Below are 17,410 nucleotides of genomic sequence, written 5' to 3'. Positions count from 1 at the left end.
GCACGGGCTATCGCAGGATCTTTCCCGCATCGACTCGCCCGACGGCAGCACCCGCGCGAGAGCGCCCGCCCGGCTGGATCGCCGGACGGGCGCTGGTGCCACGGCATCGGGCTCAGGTGTACCAGGTGGGTTCCGGGATTTCGCCGAGCAACGCGTAGCGGCCGACCTCGACCCGCTTGTAGGCCACCGGGTCGTGCAGCGTGTGCGTGCGCAGATTGCGCCAGAAGATGTCCAGGCCCGCCTTGTTCGAGGTGGCCCGCGCACCGGTGACCTCGTAGATCTTGGTCGCGATCTCCAGGCCGGTGTCCACGATCCGCTGCTTCGCCGCCGCGATCAGCACGGCCGCCGAGCCGCGCTGCTGCGCGGTCACCGACTCGCGCTCGGCGTGCAGCAGTTGCTCCAGCTCGCCGCCCGCCCGGTCGATCAGCGCCTCCGCCGCCCACAGCTTGGCCTGCAGGTCGCCGTAGGCGTCGAGGACGTAGAACTCCTCGGTGGCGCTTTCCTTGTTGTCCCCGCCGTAGGGCCAGGCGCGGGTCTTCTCCCGGGTGTAAGAACTCGCCACGTCCAGCGCGCCCTGCGCGATGCCCAGGTAGAAGTTCGCGAACACCAGCTGGATGGTGGGCGTGTTCAGCGTGTTGTAGACCAGCGGCCGGAATTCCTTGTCCACGTAGCCCGCCGCCGATTCCCACGGCACCCGCACGTCGCGGATCTCGACGCTGCCGGACTCGGTGAGCCGCTGGCCCAGGTTGTCCCAGTCGTCGCCGAACACGATGCGGTCCTGGTCGGAGGGCACGATCGCGAAGATGTGCTTGTCGGTGCCCGCCAGCACGCCTTCCAGGACGGTCAGGTCGGAGACCTTGCCGCCGGTGGAGAACGACTTGCGGCCGTTGAACACGATTTCCGCGCCGTCGTCGGTGATCACCACGTCGGCGTCGCGGGGGTTGACCGCCCCGCCGAAGAACAGGACCTCGCCGGTGTAGAGCCGCTCGACCTGCTCGATCTGCTCGTCGGTGCCGACCAGCCGCACCGCCCACGCCCACAGGTAGTGGTAGCCGAGCAGCTGGCCGATGGATCCGTCGCCCTTGGCGACCTCGCGGGTGACCTTGTACGCGGTGGACCAGGTCTGCCCGCCCCCGCCGTGCTCGGCGGGGCCGAGCAGGGTGACCAGCCCGGCGTCCTTGAGCAGCCGGACCTCGGCGTGCGGGGTCTCGCCCGCCCGGTCGCGGGCGACCGCGTCGGTGGCCAGCAGCGCGGCGACGTCCTGCGCCCGCTCGATCCAGCCCTGCGCGGTGCTCGGGCGCTGCTGCCAGCGCGTAGCGGTGTCGTCGGTAACGCTCATTCTGTTGTCTCCAAGTCAGGTCAGGAGGTGTCCGCGCACCGGCCGTTGCGGCTGGCCCGGTGCGCGACCACCTGCGTGCGAAGAGTTCGAGGGCTCAGACAGCGGCGCCGACGGGATCGCCCTTGCGGTCCAGTTCGGCTTCCAGCTCGCGGACGATGGGCAGCACGTGCTGGCCGAAGTGCTCGACGTCTTCGAGGTAGTGCAGGAAACCCAGCAGGATCAGGTTCGCGCCGCGCTTCTTGTACTCGATGATCCGGTGCGCGATCTGCTCCGGGGTGCCGATCAGCCCGGTGCGGAAACCGTCGTTGTACTGCACCAGATCGGCGAACTCGGAGTCCGCCCACATGCCCTTTCCGTCCGATGTGGAGTTACCGGCCTGCTGCACGGACTTGCGGAAGCCCTCCACGGCCTCGGTGTCCGCCTTGTCCACGATCTCCCGCAGCACGGCCTTGGCCTCGGACTCGGTCTCGCGGGCGATCAGGAAGCCGTTGAGTCCGAATCGGACGGTGTGCCGGTTCGCCGCCGCGTGCTCGCGGACGTCGGCGACCTGCTCGGAGAAACCGTCGAAGTCCTTGCCGTTGCTGAAGTACCAGTCCGACACGCGCCCGGCCAGCCGCCGTGCGGCGGTGGAGTTGCCGCCCTGGAAGATCTCCGGGTGCGGCCGCCCGGGCACCTGGTACGGCTGCGGGCGCAGGCTGAAGTCGCGGATCCGGTAGAAGTCGCCTGCCAGCTCGAAGTTCGGCTGCGTCCACAATCCGCGCAGCACGCGGATGAACTCCTCGGTGCGCCGGTAGCGCTCGTCGTGCTCCAGCCACGGCTCGCCGAGGCCGGTGAACTCGCCCTTGAACCAGCCGCTGACGATGTTCACCGCGAACCGGCCCTGCGAGATGATGTCTGCGGTGATCCCGAACTTCGCCAGGATCGCCGGGTGCCACAGCCCGGGGTGCGCGGCCACGATCAGCTTCAGCCGCTCGGTCTCGGTGAGCAGGCCGAGGCTGAACGCCGCCGGATCGTGCTGCTCGGCGGCGCTGTAGCTGGAGGCGTAGCGGACCTGGCTGAGCGCGTACTCGAACCCGCTGCGCTCGGCGAGCACCGCGAGCCGCTTGTTGTAGTCGTAGCTGAACTCGGTGCGCTGTTCGATGGTGCTGGTGACCAGGCCGCCGCTGACGTTGGGCACCCAGTAGGCGAACTTCAGCGGTTCGGCGGGCTTGTCTTCGGACACGGTCGTCTCCCGTTGTGCGGTCGTGCTCGGGCGGCGGCGCGCGGACGCGCTGCACCGCGGTGCGAGAAAGGGATCGACCGGCGGGCCGCCGCGCGATTGACGCGCTGCGCGGCCGTCGCCGGGTACAGCGGAACTGCGCCTGCCTGGGAACTGAGCCGACCTGGAACCGGGCCGGTCTGGGAACCGGGCCGGTCTGGGAACTGAACCGACCCGGGAACCGGGTCTGCCTGGCAACCGGCCTGCCTGGGGAATCGGACCTGCCTGCTACAGGACGCGGAAAACGGCCGGAAGTTCGCGAGCGGCGGCGCTGGAGATCAGAATCGACAACCCTGCGCGCCGACGCGGACGAGGTCCACGTGGCGGCGTTTCGTCAGCTGCGCGGCGAACACGGGCTCATCCGACCAGGGCCGCCGAAGGACTGTCAACAGCGCCGAACGGCGTTCCACGCTGCGGACACCCGGACCATCCACAAAGGACCAATCGGCCCAGTGCGGCCCGCCGGGTGCTGGAGCCGCCCACCGGGCCCCGCGCGCGGCCGCGTTGCTGCGGGATTTCCGGGCGCACCGGCGGTAACCTGATCGGTTCGACAGCGGCCCGGCCGCCGGGGCTCGACGAAGGGATCTTGCGATGGCGAAGTTCTCCTGGCACACCCGCGCCGTGCCTGCCGAGCTGCCGGTCCGGCAGGTCTACGGATTCCTGTTCGCCCCCGACGGCCGCGTGCTCATCCGGGTCGACGGCGGCAAGCACTCGCTGCCCGGCGGACGACCCGAACCGGGCGAGTGCGGCTACGTCGAGGTGCTGCGCAGGGAGACCTTCGAGGAGGTCACGCTGGACATCACCGAGCCGCACTACCTCGGCTACCAGTGCGTGGACGACGGCGTCTCCCCGTACGCGCAGGTGCGCATGGCCGCGCGGATCAGCGGGGTGCACGCCCCGGAGCCGGACCCGGACAACGGGCGGACCTACCTGCGGCTGCTGGTGCACCCGGCGAAAGCCGGTGACCTGCTCAACTGGGGCGAAACCGGGCACCAGCAGGCCGTGGCCGCGGCGAACGCGGCGGTCGCCGTGCTGGGCCTGCCGCAGGACGGCCTGCCCGCCAGCGGATATCTCTAGGGCCTTGCGGAAGCGTCTGCGGAGCGGTTCCGCTCGAACTGCCGCGCGGGACCGGCCACCGGCGTAGCCACAGCCGCGGAAGGCCGCTCCCCGATCCGGCTTCATCGACCGGAAAGGCTCCCCGCCAGGACGCTCACGACAGCCGCGCCAGCTCCGGCAGTCGCCCGGCGAGTTCCTCCGGTGCGGGCATCGCGGCGATCTCGGCCGAGATCCTGCCCGCGACCTGCCGCGTGCGGTCGTCCGCCAGCAGGCCGCGAGCCGCGGCCCCGATCGCGGACGCATCGGCCTCGTCGGGCAGCAGCCGCGCACCGGCGCCGGAGTCGTGCACCGCGGCGGCGTTGACGAACTGGTCGGCACCGCGCGGCAGCACGAGCTGCGGCACACCGGTGCTCAACGCGCCGAGCGTCGTGCCGCTGCCGCCGTGGTGCACCAGCAGGTCGATGTGCGGCATTAGGCGCGCTTGCGGGACCCATCGCTCGACCAGCACGTTGCCCGGCACATCCCCGAGTTGCGCGACGTCCACCGCCGGACCGGCCGCGACCAGCACGTCGGCTTCCAACGGCGCCAGCGCGTCGATCCCCCGGCGCAACGTCTCGGCGGTGCCGAACCCGGTGCCGAACGTCAGGTACACGAGCTGCCTGTTGCGGCCCAACTCCCTGTTCCGGCGCAGCACCGGCTCGGGCAGCTCGCCTGCTTCGGCGAACGCCCGAGGACGCATTTCGATCCGCTCCGGCCGGGACCGGAACGCGGGGTCCTGCAGCGATGGCGGATAGATGTCGAGGTAAGGGGCCGCTTTCCCGACGGGAAGACCCACCTCGGCGGCGACCGCCGCCAGCTGCTCGCGGTGCTCCTCGAATCCCTTGTCGACCGCAGGGCCGACGCCGTGCGCGACGGCGGGCACCCCGGCGCGCCGGGCGGCGAGTTCCGCTCCGCCGGTGGCGGCCTCGAACACCACCAGGTCGGGCTCGAACCGGGCGAGCACCGGTTCCAGGTCTGCGAGGAAGCGCCGCGGCAGCACCGTGCCGAACGCCGCGGCCCCGACCGCGGGCAACTGCTCCGGCGACAGCTCGCCGAGTTCGGTGCCGAACAGGTCCCTGGCGGCCTCCGCACCCGCTTCGCTGATCGACGCTCCGGCGTCGATCGGTTCGAAACCCGCGGCGCGCAGCGGATCGTGCATGACCCGGCCGGTCGCGAAAGCGACCTCGTGGCCTTGCTCGCGGGCGGCGACGGCCAGCGGCAGCAGCGGATGAACATGCCCGTACGCGGCGAGCGCGGTGAACAGGACGCGCATTCCGCTCAACTTAGCCGCCCGCGCTCGCGCACACGTGCGGTTTCCGGCGAAGGGTTCGGAATCAATGCAGTTCGTTTGTGGGCGAACGGGATCTCTTGACCGGCCATCCAGCCGCTCGCTATGTTCGTATTAAGCACATCTGTTCACTATGCGCACGATCGGAGCTGATCGGGGTGGCACGCATCCTGGCGCTGTCCGAAGCCATCGCGGAGCTGGTCGCCGACGGCGACGAGGTCGCCATGGAGGGCTTCACCCATCTCATCCCCGTCGCGGCCGGGCAGGAGATCATTCGGCAGGGCCGCGAGGACCTCACGCTGGTGCGGATGACGCCGGACATCGTCTACGACCAGCTGATCGGCGCCGGGTGCGCGCGCAAGCTGGTGTTCTCCTGGGGCGGCAACCCCGGTGTCGGCTCGCTGCACCGGTTCCGCGATGCCGTGCAGAACTCCTGGCCGGTACCGCTGGAGATCGAGGAGCACAGCCACGCGGGCATGGCCAACCGCTACGCCGCGGGCGCCTCCGGGCTGCCGTTCGCGGTGCTGCGCGGCTACACCGGCACCGACCTGGTCGAGCAGACCGAGAACATCAAGACCATCCGGTGCCCGTTCACCGGCGAGACGCTGGCCGCGGTGCCCGCGCTGAACCCGGACGTCGGCATCGTGCACGCCCAGCAGGCCGACCGGGCGGGCAACGTGCAGATGTGGGGCATCACCGGGGTGCAGAAGGAGACCGTGCTCGCCTCGAAGCGTTCCCTGGTGACCGTCGAGGAGATCGTCGACGAGCTCACCCCGCGCCCCGGCGGTGTGGTGCTGCCGAAGTGGGCGGTGACCGCCGTCGCCGAAGCGCCCGGCGGAGCGCGCCCCTCCTACGCGCAGGGCTTCTACGAGCGCGACAACGGCTACTACCAGAACTGGGACGCGATCTCCCGCAGCCGCGAGGAATTCGAGACCTGGATCGAGGCGAACGTGCGGACCACCGCCGAGAGGAGCGCGCGATGACGTTCACCGCCGACGAGATGATGAGCGTCGCCGCCGCGCGCACGCTGCACAACGGCGCCGCCTGCTTCGTGGGCATCGGCCTGCCCAGCACCGCAGCCAACCTCGCCCGCCGCACGCACGCCCCGGACCTGGTGCTGGTCTACGAGTCCGGCACGCTCGGGACCAAGCCGGACCAGCTGCCGCTGTCGATCGGCGACGGCATCCTCGCCGACACCGCGGACTCGGTGGTCAGCGTGCCGGAGATCTTCAACTACTGGTTGCAGCCGGGCCGGATCGACTTCGGCTTCCTCGGCGGCGCGCAGGTGGACAAGTTCGGCAACATCAACTCCACCGTGATCGGCGGGGACTACGCGAGTCCGAAGGTGCGGCTGCCCGGCGCGGGCGGTGCCCCGGAGATCGCGGCGAACTGCCGGGAAGTGCTCATCGTGATGCGCCAGAGCACCCGCAGCTTCGTCGAGCAGGTCGACTTCGTCAGCTCCGTCGGGTTCGGCCGCGGCAAGGGCGATCGGGAGAAGCTCGGGTTGCAGGGCCGCGGCCCGGTGAAGGTGATCACCGATCTGGGCGTCATGCAGCCCGATCCGGACACCTGCGAGCTCACCCTGACCACGCTGAGCCCCGGCGTCGAGGCTGGGCAGGTCAAGGAAGCCACCGGCTGGGACCTCAAGGTCGTCGACGAGCCGGGCGTGCAGGACCCGCCGACCGAAACGGAGCTCAGCGTGCTGCGGGAACTCAAAGCAACGATCGGGAAGGACTGAGAGCTTCCATGAGCAACGGGGCTTACGTCCTCGACGCGGTGCGCACCCCCATCGGCCGCTACGGAAAGGGCCTGGCCGCGGTGCGCCCGGACGACCTGGCCGCGCACGTGGTGCGCACGCTGGTCGAGCGCACTTCCGGGCTGGACCCGGCACGGATCGAGGACGTCGCGTTCGGCGACGCCAACGGCGCCGGAGAGGACAACCGCAACGTCGCGCGGATGGCGGCACTGCTGGCCGGGCTGCCCACCAGCGTGGCCGGATCGACGGTGAACCGGCTGTGCGGCTCCGGGCTGGAGGCCGCGATCGGCGCGAGCCGCGCGGTGCAGACCGGGGACAACGACCTGGTGATCGCCGGTGGCGTGGAGTCGATGAGCCGGGCGCCGTGGGTGTTGCAGAAGCCGGAGAAGGTTTATCCGAACGGCCACGAGACGCTGCACTCCACCACGCTCGGCTGGCGGATGGTCAACCCGGAGATGCCCGAGCGCTGGACCATCGCGCTCGGTGCCTCCGCCGAACTGCTGGCGGACCGCTACAAGATCAGCCGCGCCGAGCAGGACGCCTTCGCGGTGCGCAGCCACCGGCGCGCGGCCGCGGCCTGGGAGGCGGGTCTGTTCGACGACGAGGTGGCGGCCGTGCCCGGCACCGAGCTGACCCGCGACGAGGGCATCCGCCCGGACAGCTCCACCGAGAAGCTGGCCGGTCTCAAGCCCGCGTTCCGCGCGGACGGCACGGTCACCGCGGGCAACTCCTCCCCGCTCAACGACGGCGCGTCGGCGCTGCTGATCGGCTCCGAGTCGGTGGCAGGTGACCTCGGCGCGCAGCCGCTCGCGCGGATCGCCGCCCGCGGCGTCGCAGGGGTGGATCCGGACGTGTTCGGCATCGGCCCGGTCGAGGCGGCCAACACCGCGCTGCGCCGCGCCGGCATCGGCTGGAGCGACCTGGCCGCGGTGGAACTCAACGAGGCTTTCGCCGCGCAATCGCTGGCCTGCCTGGCAGAGTGGCCGGAGCTGGATCCGGAGATCGTCAACGTGCAGGGCGGGGCGATCGCGATCGGGCACCCGCTGGGCGCGTCCGGGGCGCGGATCCTCGGCAGCCTGGCGCATCAGCTGCGGCGCAACGGCGGCGGCTGGGGCCTGGCGGCGATCTGCATCGGCGTCGGGCAGGGCCTGGCAGTGGTACTCGAAGCGTAGGAGTCGACGATGACCGCACAACACAGCTCCGGCCTGCTGGTGCCGAAGTACCGCCCGGACGGCGACTCGCACCCGCCGCTGGACACCCCGGAATACGGGTCTTCGGCGCTGCGGCACCCGAAGCGGCCGTTGCAGCTGCTGCCGCAGTACCTCACCGAGGTCACCGGCCCGCTGCTCGGGCACGACCGGGTCGGCGAGACCGACCACGACCTGACGGTGCAGCACGAGGGCGAACCGCTGGGCGAGCGGATCATCGTCAGCGGCCGGGTGCTGGACTCGGACGGCAAACCGGTTCCGGAGACGCTGCTGGAGCTGTGGCAGGCGAACGCGGCCGGTCGCTACCGCCACGCCGGGGACCGCCATCCCGCGCCGCTGGACCCGAACTTCACCGGTGTCGGGCGCGCGATGACCGACGCGGACGGCTGCTACCGGTTCGTCACCATCAAGCCCGGGGCGTATCCGTGGCGCAACCACGACAACGCGTGGCGGCCAGCGCACCTGCACTTCTCATTGTTCGGGCAGGCGTTCACGCAGCGGCTGATCACCCAGATGTACTTCCCGGGGGATCCGCTGTTCTACCAGGACCCGATCTTCAACTCGGTGCGCGACCCGGCCGCCCGCGAGCGGATGATCAGCAGCTTCGACCTGGACACGACGGTGCCGGAGTGGGCGCTGAGCTACAAGTTCGACATCGTGCTGCGCGGCTCGGAAGCGACCGTGTTCGAGGAGGAGGACGACGACTGATGACGGACTCCACAGTGGACGAACTGGGCACCACGCCGTCGCAGACGGTCGGGCCGTTCTTCGCGCTGCCGGGCGGAATGATGTGGGACGACGGCCCGGAGATCGTGCCCGCGGGCACGCCCGGATCGATCGTCGTGCGCGGCACGGTGCTCGACGGCGACGGCACGCCGGTGCCGGACGCGGTGATCGAGCTCTGGGGCGCCGACGAGCAGGGCCGGTTCTCGCACCCCAACGATCCGCGCGGCGGGTCGGCCTCGTTCGAGAATTTCGGGCGCTGCGGCACCGATCCGCAGGGCGGGTTCTGGTTCCGCACCGTCAAACCGGGTCCGCTGCCCACTCCGGACGGTCGCACCGAGGCGCCGCACCTGGACGTCACGGTGCTGGCGCGCGGAATGCTCAACCGCGTGGTCACCCGGATCTACTTCCCCGATGAGCAGGCTGCCAACGCCACCGACCCGGTGCTGTCCGCAGTGGACGCCGAGCGGCGCGGCACCCTGATCGCGGTGGCCGACGAGCGCAGCGTGCGGTTCGACATCAGGCTGCAGGGCGATGACGAGACCGTTTTCTTCGACCTCTGAGCCCGGCTTGTTCGCGCCGATGTTCAGCACCCCCGATGCCGCGGCGGGCACCGGCCGCGGCGCTTGGGCGCAGGCCATGCTGGACTTCGAGGCCGCGCTGGCGCGCGCCCAAGCCCGCGCCGGGCTCGTTCCGGAATCCGCGGCCGCGGAAATCACCCGGCACTGCCGCGCCGAGGAGTTCGACCTCGAATCGTTGGCGCAGCGCGCGGTTTCCTCGGCAACACCGGTGATCGGGCTGGTGGCGGACCTCGGCGAGCTGGTCCCGGCGGACGCGCGCCCGTATGTCCACAATGGTGCGACCAGCCAGGACGTGCTGGACACCGCCGCGATGCTGGTGGCACGCCGCACGTTGCGCGGGGTGCTCGCGGATTTGCGCAGCGCTGCCGGGCATTGCGCGCGGTTGGCCGGCGAACACCGCGGCACGGTGATGATCGGGCGCTCGCTGTTGCAGCAGGCGTTGCCGACGACGTTCGGGCGTCGCTGCGCCGCGTGGCTGACCGCGCTGTCCGAATCCACCGAGCAGCTGGAGCGGGTGTTCACCACGCGGCTCGCGGTGCAGCTCGGTGGTCCGGCCGGAACGCTGGACTCGCTGGGCGATCGCGGCGTCGAGGTATTGGGCCACCTCGCCGCGGAGCTGGAGCTGGCCGAGCCGGTGCTGCCATGGCACACCGACCGCACCCGGATCGCCGAACTCGCGGGCGCGCTCGGCACCGTCGCGGGCGGCCTCGGCAAGATCGCGCTGGACGTCGAACTGCACGCGCAGACCGAAATCGGCGAGCTCACCGAAGGCAGCTCCGGCGGCTCCTCCGCGATGCCGCACAAGCAGAACCCGGCGGGATCGGTGCTGATCAGCGCCGCCGCGCACCGCGTTCCCGGCCTGGTGAGCAGCTTGCTGGCGGCGATGCCGCAGGCGCACGAACGCGCCGCCGGTGCGTGGCAGTCCGAATGGGAGCCGTTGAGCGAACTGCTGCGCCTGGTCGCGGCCGCGGCGGCGGGAACCGACCGGCTGCTGGCGAATCTCCGCGTGCACCCGGAGCGCATGGCGTCCAATGTGGACCTCACCGGCGGTCTGGTGCTGGCCGCGCCCGCTTCCTCGGCACTGCTCGGCTCAATGGGCCGCGGTGCGGCACAGCAACTCGTCAAGGAGTTGTGCGAGCGGGTCGTCGAGCGGGGCACTTCGCTGCGCGCGGAATTGATCGCCGACGAGCGGGTTCGCGAAGTACTGTCCGAACAGGAGATCATCCGCGCCACCGAGCCCGGCGACAACCTGGGTTCGGCGGGCGCGTTCATCGATCGTGCGCTGGCGCTGCACGAGGCGGGAGGGAATTCGCCGTGATGCCGCATTACGAACTCACCGGGCCCGAAGGGGCCGAGGTGGTCGTGCTGTCGAACTCGCTGGGCACCGATCTGTCCCTGTGGGACGATCAGGAGCCCGCGCTGGCCGAGCGGTTCCGCGTGTTGCGCTACGACCAGCGCGGCCACGGCCGCAGCTCGGCTCCGCCCGGTCCGTACGGGCTGGCCGACCTCGGCGGGGACGTGCTGGAACTGCTGGATTCGCTCGGGATCGAGCGCGCGCACTTCGCCGGGGTGTCGCTGGGCGGCATGACCGGGATGTGGCTGGCCGAACGACACCCGGACCGGATCGGGCGGCTGGCGCTGCTGTGCACTTCGGCATCGCTGACCCCGGCCTCGGCGTGGCGCGAACGCGCTGCGCAGGCCCGCGAGCACGGAACCAAGTCCCTTGTGGACGGTTCGGTGAGCCGCTGGTTCACCCCTGCGACGGCGGCGAAGCCGGAGATCGCGGAGAAGTTCGGCAACATGGTCACCGAATGCAGCGACGAGGGCTACGCGGGATGCGCGGAGGCCATCGCGGAGATGGACCTGCTGCCGAAGCTCGGCGAGATCACCGCGCCGACGCTGGTGATCGCCGGGCGCGACGATCCGGCCACTCCCCCGCCGCACGCCGAACTCATCGGCGCCGAGATTCCCGGCGCGCAGGTGGAAATCCTCTCGGACGCCTCGCACCTCGCCAACGCCGAACGGCCGGAGCCGGTCAACCGCCTGCTGCTGCACCACTTCACGCGGAGCATCCGATGAGCGACGACGCACAGCGCCACGCCGAGGGCATGGAAGTGCGCCGCGCGGTGCTCGGCGACTCCCACGTGGACCGCGCGGAGGCGAAGAAGTCCGAGTTCACCGAGGGATTCCAGGACTTCATCACGCGCTACGCATGGGGCGAGGTGTGGACCGGGGACGGCGTGGACCGCCGGACCCGCAGCTGCCTGACCCTGGCCATCCTCGCCGCCACCGGCTGCGAGGAGGAGTTCGCGATGCACGTGCGCGCCGCCCGGCGCAACGGCGTAGCCCCGGAAGAGATCCGCGAGGTGCTCATGCACGTCGCGATCTACGCGGGCGTGCCGCGGGCGAACCGCGCGTTCGCGCTGGCCAAGGACGTGCTGGACGCCGAGGGCGAGTGAATTGGGGTCTCCGGCGACCTGGCCGGGCGAGCGAGGAGAACGATGGAATCGGAAACCGGCGGGTACGTGCAGTCCTTGGCGCGGGGGCTGGCGGTGATCCGCGCCTTCGACGAGTCCCGCCCGGAGATGACGCTGAGCGAGGTCGCCCGGGCCACCGACCTGTCCCGGGCGGCGGCGCGGCGGTTCCTGCACACCTTGGCGCAGCTCGGCTACGTCTGGAGCGACGGGCGGGTGTTCACGCTGACCCCGCGGGTGCTGGAGCTGGGTTTCGCCTACCTGTCCAGCGTTTCGCTGCCGGAGATCGCGCAGCCGCACCTGGAGCGGCTCGTCTCGCAGGTGCACGAGTCGGCTTCGGTGTCGGTGCTCGACGGCGACGACATCGTCTACATCGCCCGCGTGCCGACCAGCCGGATCATGACCGTCTCGATCAACATCGGCACCCGGTTCCCCGCCTACGCGACGTCGATGGGCCGGGTGCTGCTGGCGAACCTGCCTGCTGACGAGCTGGATCCGTTCCTGTCGCGGGTGCGCCTGGACCCGCTCGGCCCGCACACCCTGAGCAGCCCGGACGAGCTGCGCCAGGAACTCGCGCGCATCCGCGAACGGGGTTTCGCGCTGGTGGACCAGGAATTGGAAGCCGGCCTGCGGTCCATCGCCGCCCCCGTCCGCAACCGCGCGGGCCGGGTGATCGCAGCGGCGAACATCTCCTCGCACGCCAGCCGCACCACCGGAGCCGAAGCCCGGGAGAACCTGCTGCCACCGCTGCTGGAAACCACCGCGAACATCGAAGCCGACCTGCGCGTGGCACCGGGCTCGGCGGCGAGCACGCCGTGACCGTGCTGGAGTGAACGGACCGCCGTCCCGAGAATCGGGCGACCGGTCCGTTCACTCCGCACCAGCTTGCGCCGATCCGGCTATTCGCGGGCATGTCGTCCTGCCAAGCGCCGCGGCCTATCCGATTGCGCGGATCAGCAGGACTCCACCTTGTCGAGCTCGGGCGCCGTGCCGGCGCCGGACTTGTAGGAGCCCTTGTAGCCCGCCTTGACGGTGATGCAGTTGCTGTCCACCGCGCGCTGGATCACGAACTTGACGCGCTGCTGCGACGAGCAGGTGTTGTTGTAGTAGATCGTCACCGTGGCGTTCCCACCGCTGGCGCTGGTGTGGAAGCAGCTCGGCGCCAGGCCCTTCGCTTCCGGCTGCGCGGGCGCCGCATTGGCCACCCCTTGCGTCAACCCACCTGAAAGAATCGTCGCGGTCAAGAGACCGATGACGGCAGTGCGTCGCATCTTCACCCCACATGTTCGTCCGGACCCCGTTGGTCCGGAACCCCAGAGCCGCCCGGAGCGGGTCGGCAGGAACGAACATAGCGATCGGGCGACGGTTCCCGCCCTTGATCTATGTCCGGGGATTGTCCGGGGACAACTGCACCCGTCCGGACATTGACCACCTGCACCTCACCTGCGAGAACGGCCATTGACTTTTCGTCCGTTGTGGACACAAGACGGTCGGCCACCAACACGAGCACGGGCTCGAAGAGGCGACCGTCCGCGCGATCGCGAAGCGGGCCGGGGGCGATCGTCCGCTCGTGATCCAGCACCACGGCTCGAACAAGGATCTGACGCCATCGCGATCCGGGTGCCCCGTGACAACACCGATGACGATGTCGTCGAGCACCTCTTCGATGTCCGCCTCGGCGGGCGTTCGCCAGGACACCTGTCCTGGAATACGCCGTTCGCGAACATGCCGCTGCGCTACGCCACCGCGGACATCGACCTCGGTGCGGTCACGATCCCGTCCGGAGCGGCGATCCTCGCCGCGCAACTGCTGGCGCTGCCGAAGTTCACCGACGCGGCTACGGCGCACACCGCCGCCGACCTGTGGTACTCGCTGAGCAGGAGTCGCGCACCACCGCGACTACGAGCTGTCCCCGACCATCACCGAACTGCACAACTGGCACCGCAGCACCAGTGATGCCTGCGCCGCGCTGACCTCGCCCACACGCTGAAACCAGCGCAATCGCGGCGATAGCACTGCTTCTTCCCACAATCTCCGATGCTTCCTTCGGGTGATCTCGGTGGTTTGCCCAGTTGGCAACCCGCGAAGCTTGGCCCGCGAAGATCAGTGAAGGGGGCAACATGGGAACGCGCAACGGGGTTCCGGTGCACACCAGGCGGGCCAGCAGCAGGCTGCGCGAGCTACGGCAACGCAGCGGCTTCACCGAGAAGGACGTCTCGCGCGCACTGGGCATCTCGATGAGCAAGGTCAGCCGGATGGAATCCGGCCACCGAGCCTTGAAAACCGACGACGTGGCCGCACTCCTCGGCCTCTACCGGATACCGGCACGGGAACGACAGGAAGTTCTCAGCATCGTTCGGGACGGTTCGGAGACCAATTGGTGGACCAGCCGGAGTGTCCCGACCTCGCGGGTCTGGGATGACTTGGAATCGTTCGAAAGCGAAGCCGTCGTCCTGCGCAGCTACGAGACGATGCTCGTCCCCGGGTTGCTGCAAACGCCCGACTATGTGGAGGCGATCACCGCAGCATTGGCCCCGGCTTCACCGGCGATCGATATTGACGCACTGCAAACACAACGCGTGGAACGACAGTTGCTGCTGCATTCCGACCGCCGGTACGAGTTCCTCATCGAGCAAGCAGTCCTGGACCGGCATATCGGCAGCGCCGAGGTGATGTATCACCAGTATCAGCGGATGAGCGCCTTGGCGGATCGGAGCAACATAACCCTGCGCGTGGTCCCCACGAAGGCGGGCGCACACGCTGGGCTAACCGGTCCACTGCTCTACTTCGAGTTTCCGGAGCACGAAGACCTTCTGCTCAGTGAGAGCCGCAGCTCCGCATCGTACGTGGAAGACCCGCGATGCCTTGCGGACGCGCGGGAAGCTCTCCAAATGCTGCGCAAGGTAGCGCTTTCCCCGGAAGAGTCGGCTAACCTGATCAAGCGTGTTTCCAACGGATTGGAAAGGCAGCCATGATCCACCACGACGCATCACGAGACGCGACGTCACCTGCACTCATGTGGCGCAAGAGCAGCTACAGCTCCGAGGTACGTCACTGCGTCGAGGTCGCCTCGGCCGACCGCGCCGTCGCCGCACGCGACTCGAAGAACCCGCAGGGCGCCGTCCTGCTGATGAGCCCGACGATCTGGTCAACATTCCTGCACGGCATCCGCGACGGCCGCTTCGACCACTGACCCGCACGGCCGACGATCAGACGGAGTGAGCGGACCGCTGGGCCGGTAAGGGTCGGCGAGCGGGACGTTCACTCCGCCCGCGTTGCGGCGGGCGCGCAACGGGCAGTCTCACGCCCGCTTCGGCAGTACCTCGTCGGCGACGATGGCGCCCGGGTGGCGGATGACCGTGGCGGCGATTTTCTGGGCGTGCTGGGCGGAATCGGGCGGGGCGGTGCCGGTGAGGCGGGCTGCCAGGTAGGCGGCGTTGAAGGCGTCGCCTGCGGCGGTGGAGTCGACGACCCTCGGGACGTGCTCGGCGGGCAGGCGAAGGGTCCAGTCGCCGTCGAGCAGGACGCAGCCGTTGGCGCCGTCCTTGACCACGGCGTCCTCGACGCCCAGACCGCGCAGCCGGTCCACTGTGGCGGCAGCGTCCGGGTCGGCGAAAAGGGCTTGCTCGTCGGAGAACGTGGGCAACGCGATCGAGGTGAGCCGCCACAGCTCGCGGACCTGCTCGGCAGCTTCCGCGGCGTCCGGCCAGCCCGCTGGGCGGTAGTTGCTGTCGAAGGAGACGCGGCCACCGGAGGTGCGGAACTTCGCCAGCGCCTCCCGCAGACGTTCGCGGGCGGGCGGACTGAGGATCTGCAAGGTGATCGCGGACAGGTGCACGACGTCGTAGTCGGCGAAGTCCACACCGTCCACATCGGTCTCGAACAGTTTCCGGGCCGCTGAAAGGGATCGGTAATAGGTGAAGCTGCGCTCGCCGTGTTCGTCGGTGCGCACCAGGTACAGCCCGGGCTGTTCGCCGGGCAGCTGCCGGATCCGCTCGGTGCCGATGCCTTCGCTGCGCATCGCGGCCAGGATCCGCTCGCTGTAGTGGTCGTCGCCGAGCAGCGTGAGGTAATCCACCTGCACTTGGTCCGGAGTGGTCAGACGCGCCAGGTACGCGGCGGTGTTGAACGTGTCTCCTGCGCAGCCCACGGCCAGCGTGTCCGCATCCCGGTGCGTGAGTTCGATCATGCACTCCCCGATCGCCAGCACCCGGATCACGCCCGGCCCTCCCCTGCTCGCACGACTCCTTGTTCAGCGGCCCAGGCACGCGCCCCCGCGGCGCCGAGCCCGCGCAGATTCTCCCGCAGCAGTGCGGTGAAACGGGAATCGGCTGCCAACTCGGCGTCGAGTTCGGACAACAGCCGATCGGCGCGAGCCAACAGCTCAGCCTCATCCGCGGCACGTACCCGGTCGGCCAGCGGGTCGGAGACCGCCAGCTCCGCACCACGATCGTCCACGCTCAGCGCGGTATAGCGCAGCCAGGCGGCCACCACCAGCGCCGTTCGCAGTGGCGATCGACCGGCGGTCATGTTCTGCCGGATCGCGCCGAGCAGGCGGACCGGGAGCTTTTGCGAGCCGTCGGAGGCGACCTGCGCGGTTCGGTGCTTCAGCGCGGGGTTGGCGAATCGGCGCAGCACGGTGTCGGCGTAGGCGTGCAGGTCGATCTCCGGGGCGTCCACCGTGGGCAGCACCTCTTCGGTGAGCAGGCTGCGCACGAATCCTTCCAGCGCCTCGTCCTGCACGGCTTCGGCGATGGTTTCGTACCCGGCGAGCCCGCCGAGGTAGGCCAGCGCGGAGTGGCTGCCGTTGAGCACCCGCAGTTTGGCTTGCTCGTACGGAGCCGTGTCGGCGGTGAACACGACGCCGGAGCGCGCCCAATCCGGGCGCCCGCCCGGGAATTCGTCGGTGCTGACCCATTGCGAGTACGGTTCGGCCGCCACCGCGGCCCGATCGCGCACGCCCAGTTCCGCGGCGACCCGCGCCAGGTCTTCCTCGGTCGTGGCGGGCACGATGCGGTCGACCACCGAGGATGGGAATCCGGCTTCGCTTTCCAGGAACTCCACGAGCGGGCGCGCCTCGCCACCCGGCATGAGCGAGCAGAAATCGTGCAGCACCGAACGCAGCGCGGCACCGTTGCCCGGCAGGTTGTCGCAGCTCGCGAGCGCGATCGGCCCGGCATCGGCGGCGATGCGGCGCTGCAAACCGCGCACCAGGGCGCCGATGATCGTGCGCGGGGTGCCGCCGGCGGCTTCCGCGCGCAGTTCGTCGTCGACCAGCAGCCGACCTTCCGGACCCAGCCGGTATCCCTTCTCGGTGACCGTCAGCGTCACCGCCCGAGTCGCCGGAGAAGCCAGGGCATCGAGCACCTTCTCCTGCTGCGTGGGCAGATGAGCGGTGTCTACGATGGAACTCATGACGCGGGAAGAGCGGTGCGATCCTTCCTTCGACAGCACGGCGTAGTAGTGGTCCTGCGCGCGCAGCGACTCCAGCACGTCGGTGGATCGCGGACTCACCGCGAGAATTCCCCAGTCACCCGCGTCCTGGGTGTGGACGGCCTGGTGCGCGCGGTGGAACGCGCCGAGTCCGATGTGGACGATACCGGGCGGACCCTGGCCGCGGGCGCCGGGCCGCGCGGCTGCGGGCAACCGATCCAGCCGGGAGGCGTTGAGCCGTGGCTCGGTCACGGG

At 70.0% G+C, this 17,410-nt stretch carries 19 protein-coding genes; 13 read left to right on the top strand and 6 right to left on the bottom strand.

Annotation, left to right across the window (positions count from 1 at the left end; all coding sequences use genetic code 11):
- Positions 1–112: 112 nt before the first annotated feature.
- Positions 113–1,339 carry an acyl-CoA dehydrogenase family protein gene (locus tag V1457_RS20365; RefSeq protein WP_200070625.1) on the bottom strand — a complete coding sequence of 409 codons (1,227 nt, stop codon included), beginning with the start codon at positions 1,337–1,339 and terminating at the stop codon, positions 113–115.
- Positions 1,340–1,433: 94 nt separating this feature from the next.
- Positions 1,434–2,561: a dimethylsulfone monooxygenase SfnG gene (gene sfnG / locus V1457_RS20360; RefSeq protein ID WP_200070626.1), complete on the bottom strand. Its 1,128-nt coding sequence runs from the start codon at positions 2,559–2,561 to the stop codon at positions 1,434–1,436.
- A 627-nt stretch (positions 2,562–3,188) separates the two neighbouring features.
- Here sfnG and V1457_RS20355 point away from each other — a divergent pair.
- Positions 3,189–3,674, top strand: a complete 486-nt coding sequence (locus V1457_RS20355) for an NUDIX hydrolase (RefSeq protein WP_200070627.1) — start codon at positions 3,189–3,191, stop codon at positions 3,672–3,674.
- 133 nt (positions 3,675–3,807) lie between these two features.
- On the opposite strand, the gene V1457_RS20350 is transcribed toward V1457_RS20355, so the two are convergent.
- Positions 3,808–4,965, bottom strand: a complete 1,158-nt coding sequence (locus V1457_RS20350; RefSeq protein ID WP_338596115.1) for a nucleotide disphospho-sugar-binding domain-containing protein — start codon at positions 4,963–4,965, stop codon at positions 3,808–3,810.
- A 173-nt stretch (positions 4,966–5,138) separates the two neighbouring features.
- Here V1457_RS20350 and V1457_RS20345 point away from each other — a divergent pair, with 173 nt between their 5' ends.
- The 9 genes from V1457_RS20345 to V1457_RS20305 are packed head-to-tail and all read left to right on the top strand — an operon-like array spanning position 5,139 to position 12,541.
- The gene (locus V1457_RS20345; RefSeq protein WP_200070629.1) at positions 5,139–5,963 is read left to right on the top strand and encodes a CoA transferase subunit A; all 825 of its coding nucleotides are present in this window, start codon (positions 5,139–5,141) and stop codon (positions 5,961–5,963) included.
- Positions 5,960–6,718, top strand: coding sequence for a CoA-transferase (locus tag V1457_RS20340; protein ID WP_338596114.1), 759 nt, complete (start codon positions 5,960–5,962; stop codon positions 6,716–6,718). The genes V1457_RS20345 and V1457_RS20340 overlap by 4 nt, the downstream gene beginning before the upstream one ends.
- A gap of 8 nt (positions 6,719–6,726) precedes the next feature.
- A complete protein-coding gene (locus V1457_RS20335) occupies positions 6,727–7,908 on the top strand; it encodes a thiolase family protein (RefSeq protein ID WP_200070631.1) in 1,182 nt (393 codons plus the stop codon).
- A gap of 9 nt (positions 7,909–7,917) precedes the next feature.
- Positions 7,918–8,652 (top strand): protocatechuate 3,4-dioxygenase subunit beta, encoded by a 735-nt coding sequence (pcaH, locus tag V1457_RS20330; RefSeq protein WP_338596113.1) that lies wholly within the window; start codon positions 7,918–7,920, stop codon positions 8,650–8,652.
- On the top strand, positions 8,652–9,230 hold the full coding sequence (gene pcaG, locus V1457_RS20325) for a protocatechuate 3,4-dioxygenase subunit alpha (protein ID WP_338596112.1): 579 nt from the start codon (positions 8,652–8,654) through the stop codon (positions 9,228–9,230). Before pcaH ends, pcaG begins: the two co-directional genes overlap by 1 nt.
- Positions 9,202–10,566, top strand: a complete 1,365-nt coding sequence (gene pcaB / locus V1457_RS20320) for a 3-carboxy-cis,cis-muconate cycloisomerase (protein WP_338596111.1) — start codon at positions 9,202–9,204, stop codon at positions 10,564–10,566. Before pcaG ends, pcaB begins: the two co-directional genes overlap by 29 nt.
- Positions 10,566–11,327: a 3-oxoadipate enol-lactonase gene (pcaD, locus tag V1457_RS20315; protein WP_407074704.1), complete on the top strand. Its 762-nt coding sequence runs from the start codon at positions 10,566–10,568 to the stop codon at positions 11,325–11,327. The genes pcaB and pcaD overlap by 1 nt, the downstream gene beginning before the upstream one ends.
- On the top strand, positions 11,324–11,707 hold the full coding sequence (gene pcaC, locus V1457_RS20310) for a 4-carboxymuconolactone decarboxylase (protein WP_338596109.1): 384 nt from the start codon (positions 11,324–11,326) through the stop codon (positions 11,705–11,707). Before pcaD ends, pcaC begins: the two co-directional genes overlap by 4 nt.
- Before the next feature lie 42 nt (positions 11,708–11,749).
- The gene (locus tag V1457_RS20305; protein ID WP_200070637.1) at positions 11,750–12,541 is read left to right on the top strand and encodes an IclR family transcriptional regulator; all 792 of its coding nucleotides are present in this window, start codon (positions 11,750–11,752) and stop codon (positions 12,539–12,541) included.
- A 134-nt stretch (positions 12,542–12,675) separates the two neighbouring features.
- Here the strand turns inward: V1457_RS20305 and V1457_RS20300 are convergent, their stop codons facing one another.
- Positions 12,676–12,939, bottom strand: coding sequence for a hypothetical protein (locus tag V1457_RS20300; RefSeq protein ID WP_200070638.1), 264 nt, complete (start codon positions 12,937–12,939; stop codon positions 12,676–12,678).
- Between the two features lie 403 nt (positions 12,940–13,342).
- Between V1457_RS20300 and V1457_RS20295 the strand changes: the two genes are divergently transcribed.
- The 3 genes from V1457_RS20295 to V1457_RS20285 all read left to right on the top strand — a co-directional run bounded on the left by V1457_RS20295 (position 13,343) and on the right by V1457_RS20285 (position 14,915).
- Complete coding sequence (locus tag V1457_RS20295) at positions 13,343–13,678, top strand: hypothetical protein (protein WP_338596108.1); 336 nt, start codon at positions 13,343–13,345, stop codon at positions 13,676–13,678.
- Between the two features lie 164 nt (positions 13,679–13,842).
- Positions 13,843–14,697 (top strand): helix-turn-helix transcriptional regulator, encoded by an 855-nt coding sequence (locus V1457_RS20290; protein WP_338596107.1) that lies wholly within the window; start codon positions 13,843–13,845, stop codon positions 14,695–14,697.
- Positions 14,694–14,915: a DUF397 domain-containing protein gene (locus tag V1457_RS20285; RefSeq protein WP_200070641.1), complete on the top strand. Its 222-nt coding sequence runs from the start codon at positions 14,694–14,696 to the stop codon at positions 14,913–14,915. The genes V1457_RS20290 and V1457_RS20285 overlap by 4 nt, the downstream gene beginning before the upstream one ends.
- A gap of 108 nt (positions 14,916–15,023) precedes the next feature.
- On the opposite strand, the gene V1457_RS20280 is transcribed toward V1457_RS20285, so the two are convergent.
- Together V1457_RS20280 and V1457_RS20275 are read right to left on the bottom strand one after the other, a co-directional pair.
- Positions 15,024–15,941 (bottom strand): sugar kinase, encoded by a 918-nt coding sequence (locus V1457_RS20280; RefSeq protein ID WP_295145516.1) that lies wholly within the window; start codon positions 15,939–15,941, stop codon positions 15,024–15,026.
- Positions 15,938–17,407, bottom strand: coding sequence for a mannitol dehydrogenase family protein (locus tag V1457_RS20275; RefSeq protein ID WP_338596106.1), 1,470 nt, complete (start codon positions 17,405–17,407; stop codon positions 15,938–15,940). The genes V1457_RS20280 and V1457_RS20275 overlap by 4 nt, the downstream gene beginning before the upstream one ends.
- Between the last annotated feature and the right edge of the window lie 3 nt (positions 17,408–17,410).

It is taken from the genome of Saccharopolyspora sp. SCSIO 74807, from assembly GCF_037023755.1.
GTDB classification, from domain to species: Bacteria; Actinomycetota; Actinomycetes; order Mycobacteriales; family Pseudonocardiaceae; genus Saccharopolyspora_C; species Saccharopolyspora_C galaxeae.
The sequence above is the reverse complement of the archived record's forward strand: the minus strand, read 5'-3'. Positions and strand labels throughout refer to the sequence as shown.

Excerpts from the sequence above, each read along its gene's own strand:
- V1457_RS20365 (WP_200070625.1), bottom strand. The coding sequence starts at position 1,339 with ATGAGCGTTACCGACGACACCGCTACGCGCTGGCAGCAGCGCCCGAGC.
- V1457_RS20355 (WP_200070627.1), top strand. The coding sequence starts at position 3,189 with ATGGCGAAGTTCTCCTGGCACACCCGCGCCGTGCCTGCCGAGCTGCCG.
- V1457_RS20350 (WP_338596115.1), bottom strand. The coding sequence starts at position 4,965 with ATGCGCGTCCTGTTCACCGCGCTCGCCGCGTACGGGCATGTTCATCCG.
- V1457_RS20340 (WP_338596114.1), top strand. The coding sequence starts at position 5,960 with ATGACGTTCACCGCCGACGAGATGATGAGCGTCGCCGCCGCGCGCACG.
- V1457_RS20335 (WP_200070631.1), top strand. The coding sequence starts at position 6,727 with ATGAGCAACGGGGCTTACGTCCTCGACGCGGTGCGCACCCCCATCGGC.
- pcaH (WP_338596113.1), top strand. The coding sequence starts at position 7,918 with ATGACCGCACAACACAGCTCCGGCCTGCTGGTGCCGAAGTACCGCCCG.
- pcaG (WP_338596112.1), top strand. The coding sequence starts at position 8,652 with ATGACGGACTCCACAGTGGACGAACTGGGCACCACGCCGTCGCAGACG.
- pcaB (WP_338596111.1), top strand. The coding sequence starts at position 9,202 with ATGACGAGACCGTTTTCTTCGACCTCTGAGCCCGGCTTGTTCGCGCCG.
- pcaD (WP_407074704.1), top strand. The coding sequence starts at position 10,566 with ATGCCGCATTACGAACTCACCGGGCCCGAAGGGGCCGAGGTGGTCGTG.
- pcaC (WP_338596109.1), top strand. The coding sequence starts at position 11,324 with ATGAGCGACGACGCACAGCGCCACGCCGAGGGCATGGAAGTGCGCCGC.
- V1457_RS20305 (WP_200070637.1), top strand. The coding sequence starts at position 11,750 with ATGGAATCGGAAACCGGCGGGTACGTGCAGTCCTTGGCGCGGGGGCTG.
- V1457_RS20290 (WP_338596107.1), top strand. The coding sequence starts at position 13,843 with ATGGGAACGCGCAACGGGGTTCCGGTGCACACCAGGCGGGCCAGCAGC.
- V1457_RS20285 (WP_200070641.1), top strand. The coding sequence starts at position 14,694 with ATGATCCACCACGACGCATCACGAGACGCGACGTCACCTGCACTCATG.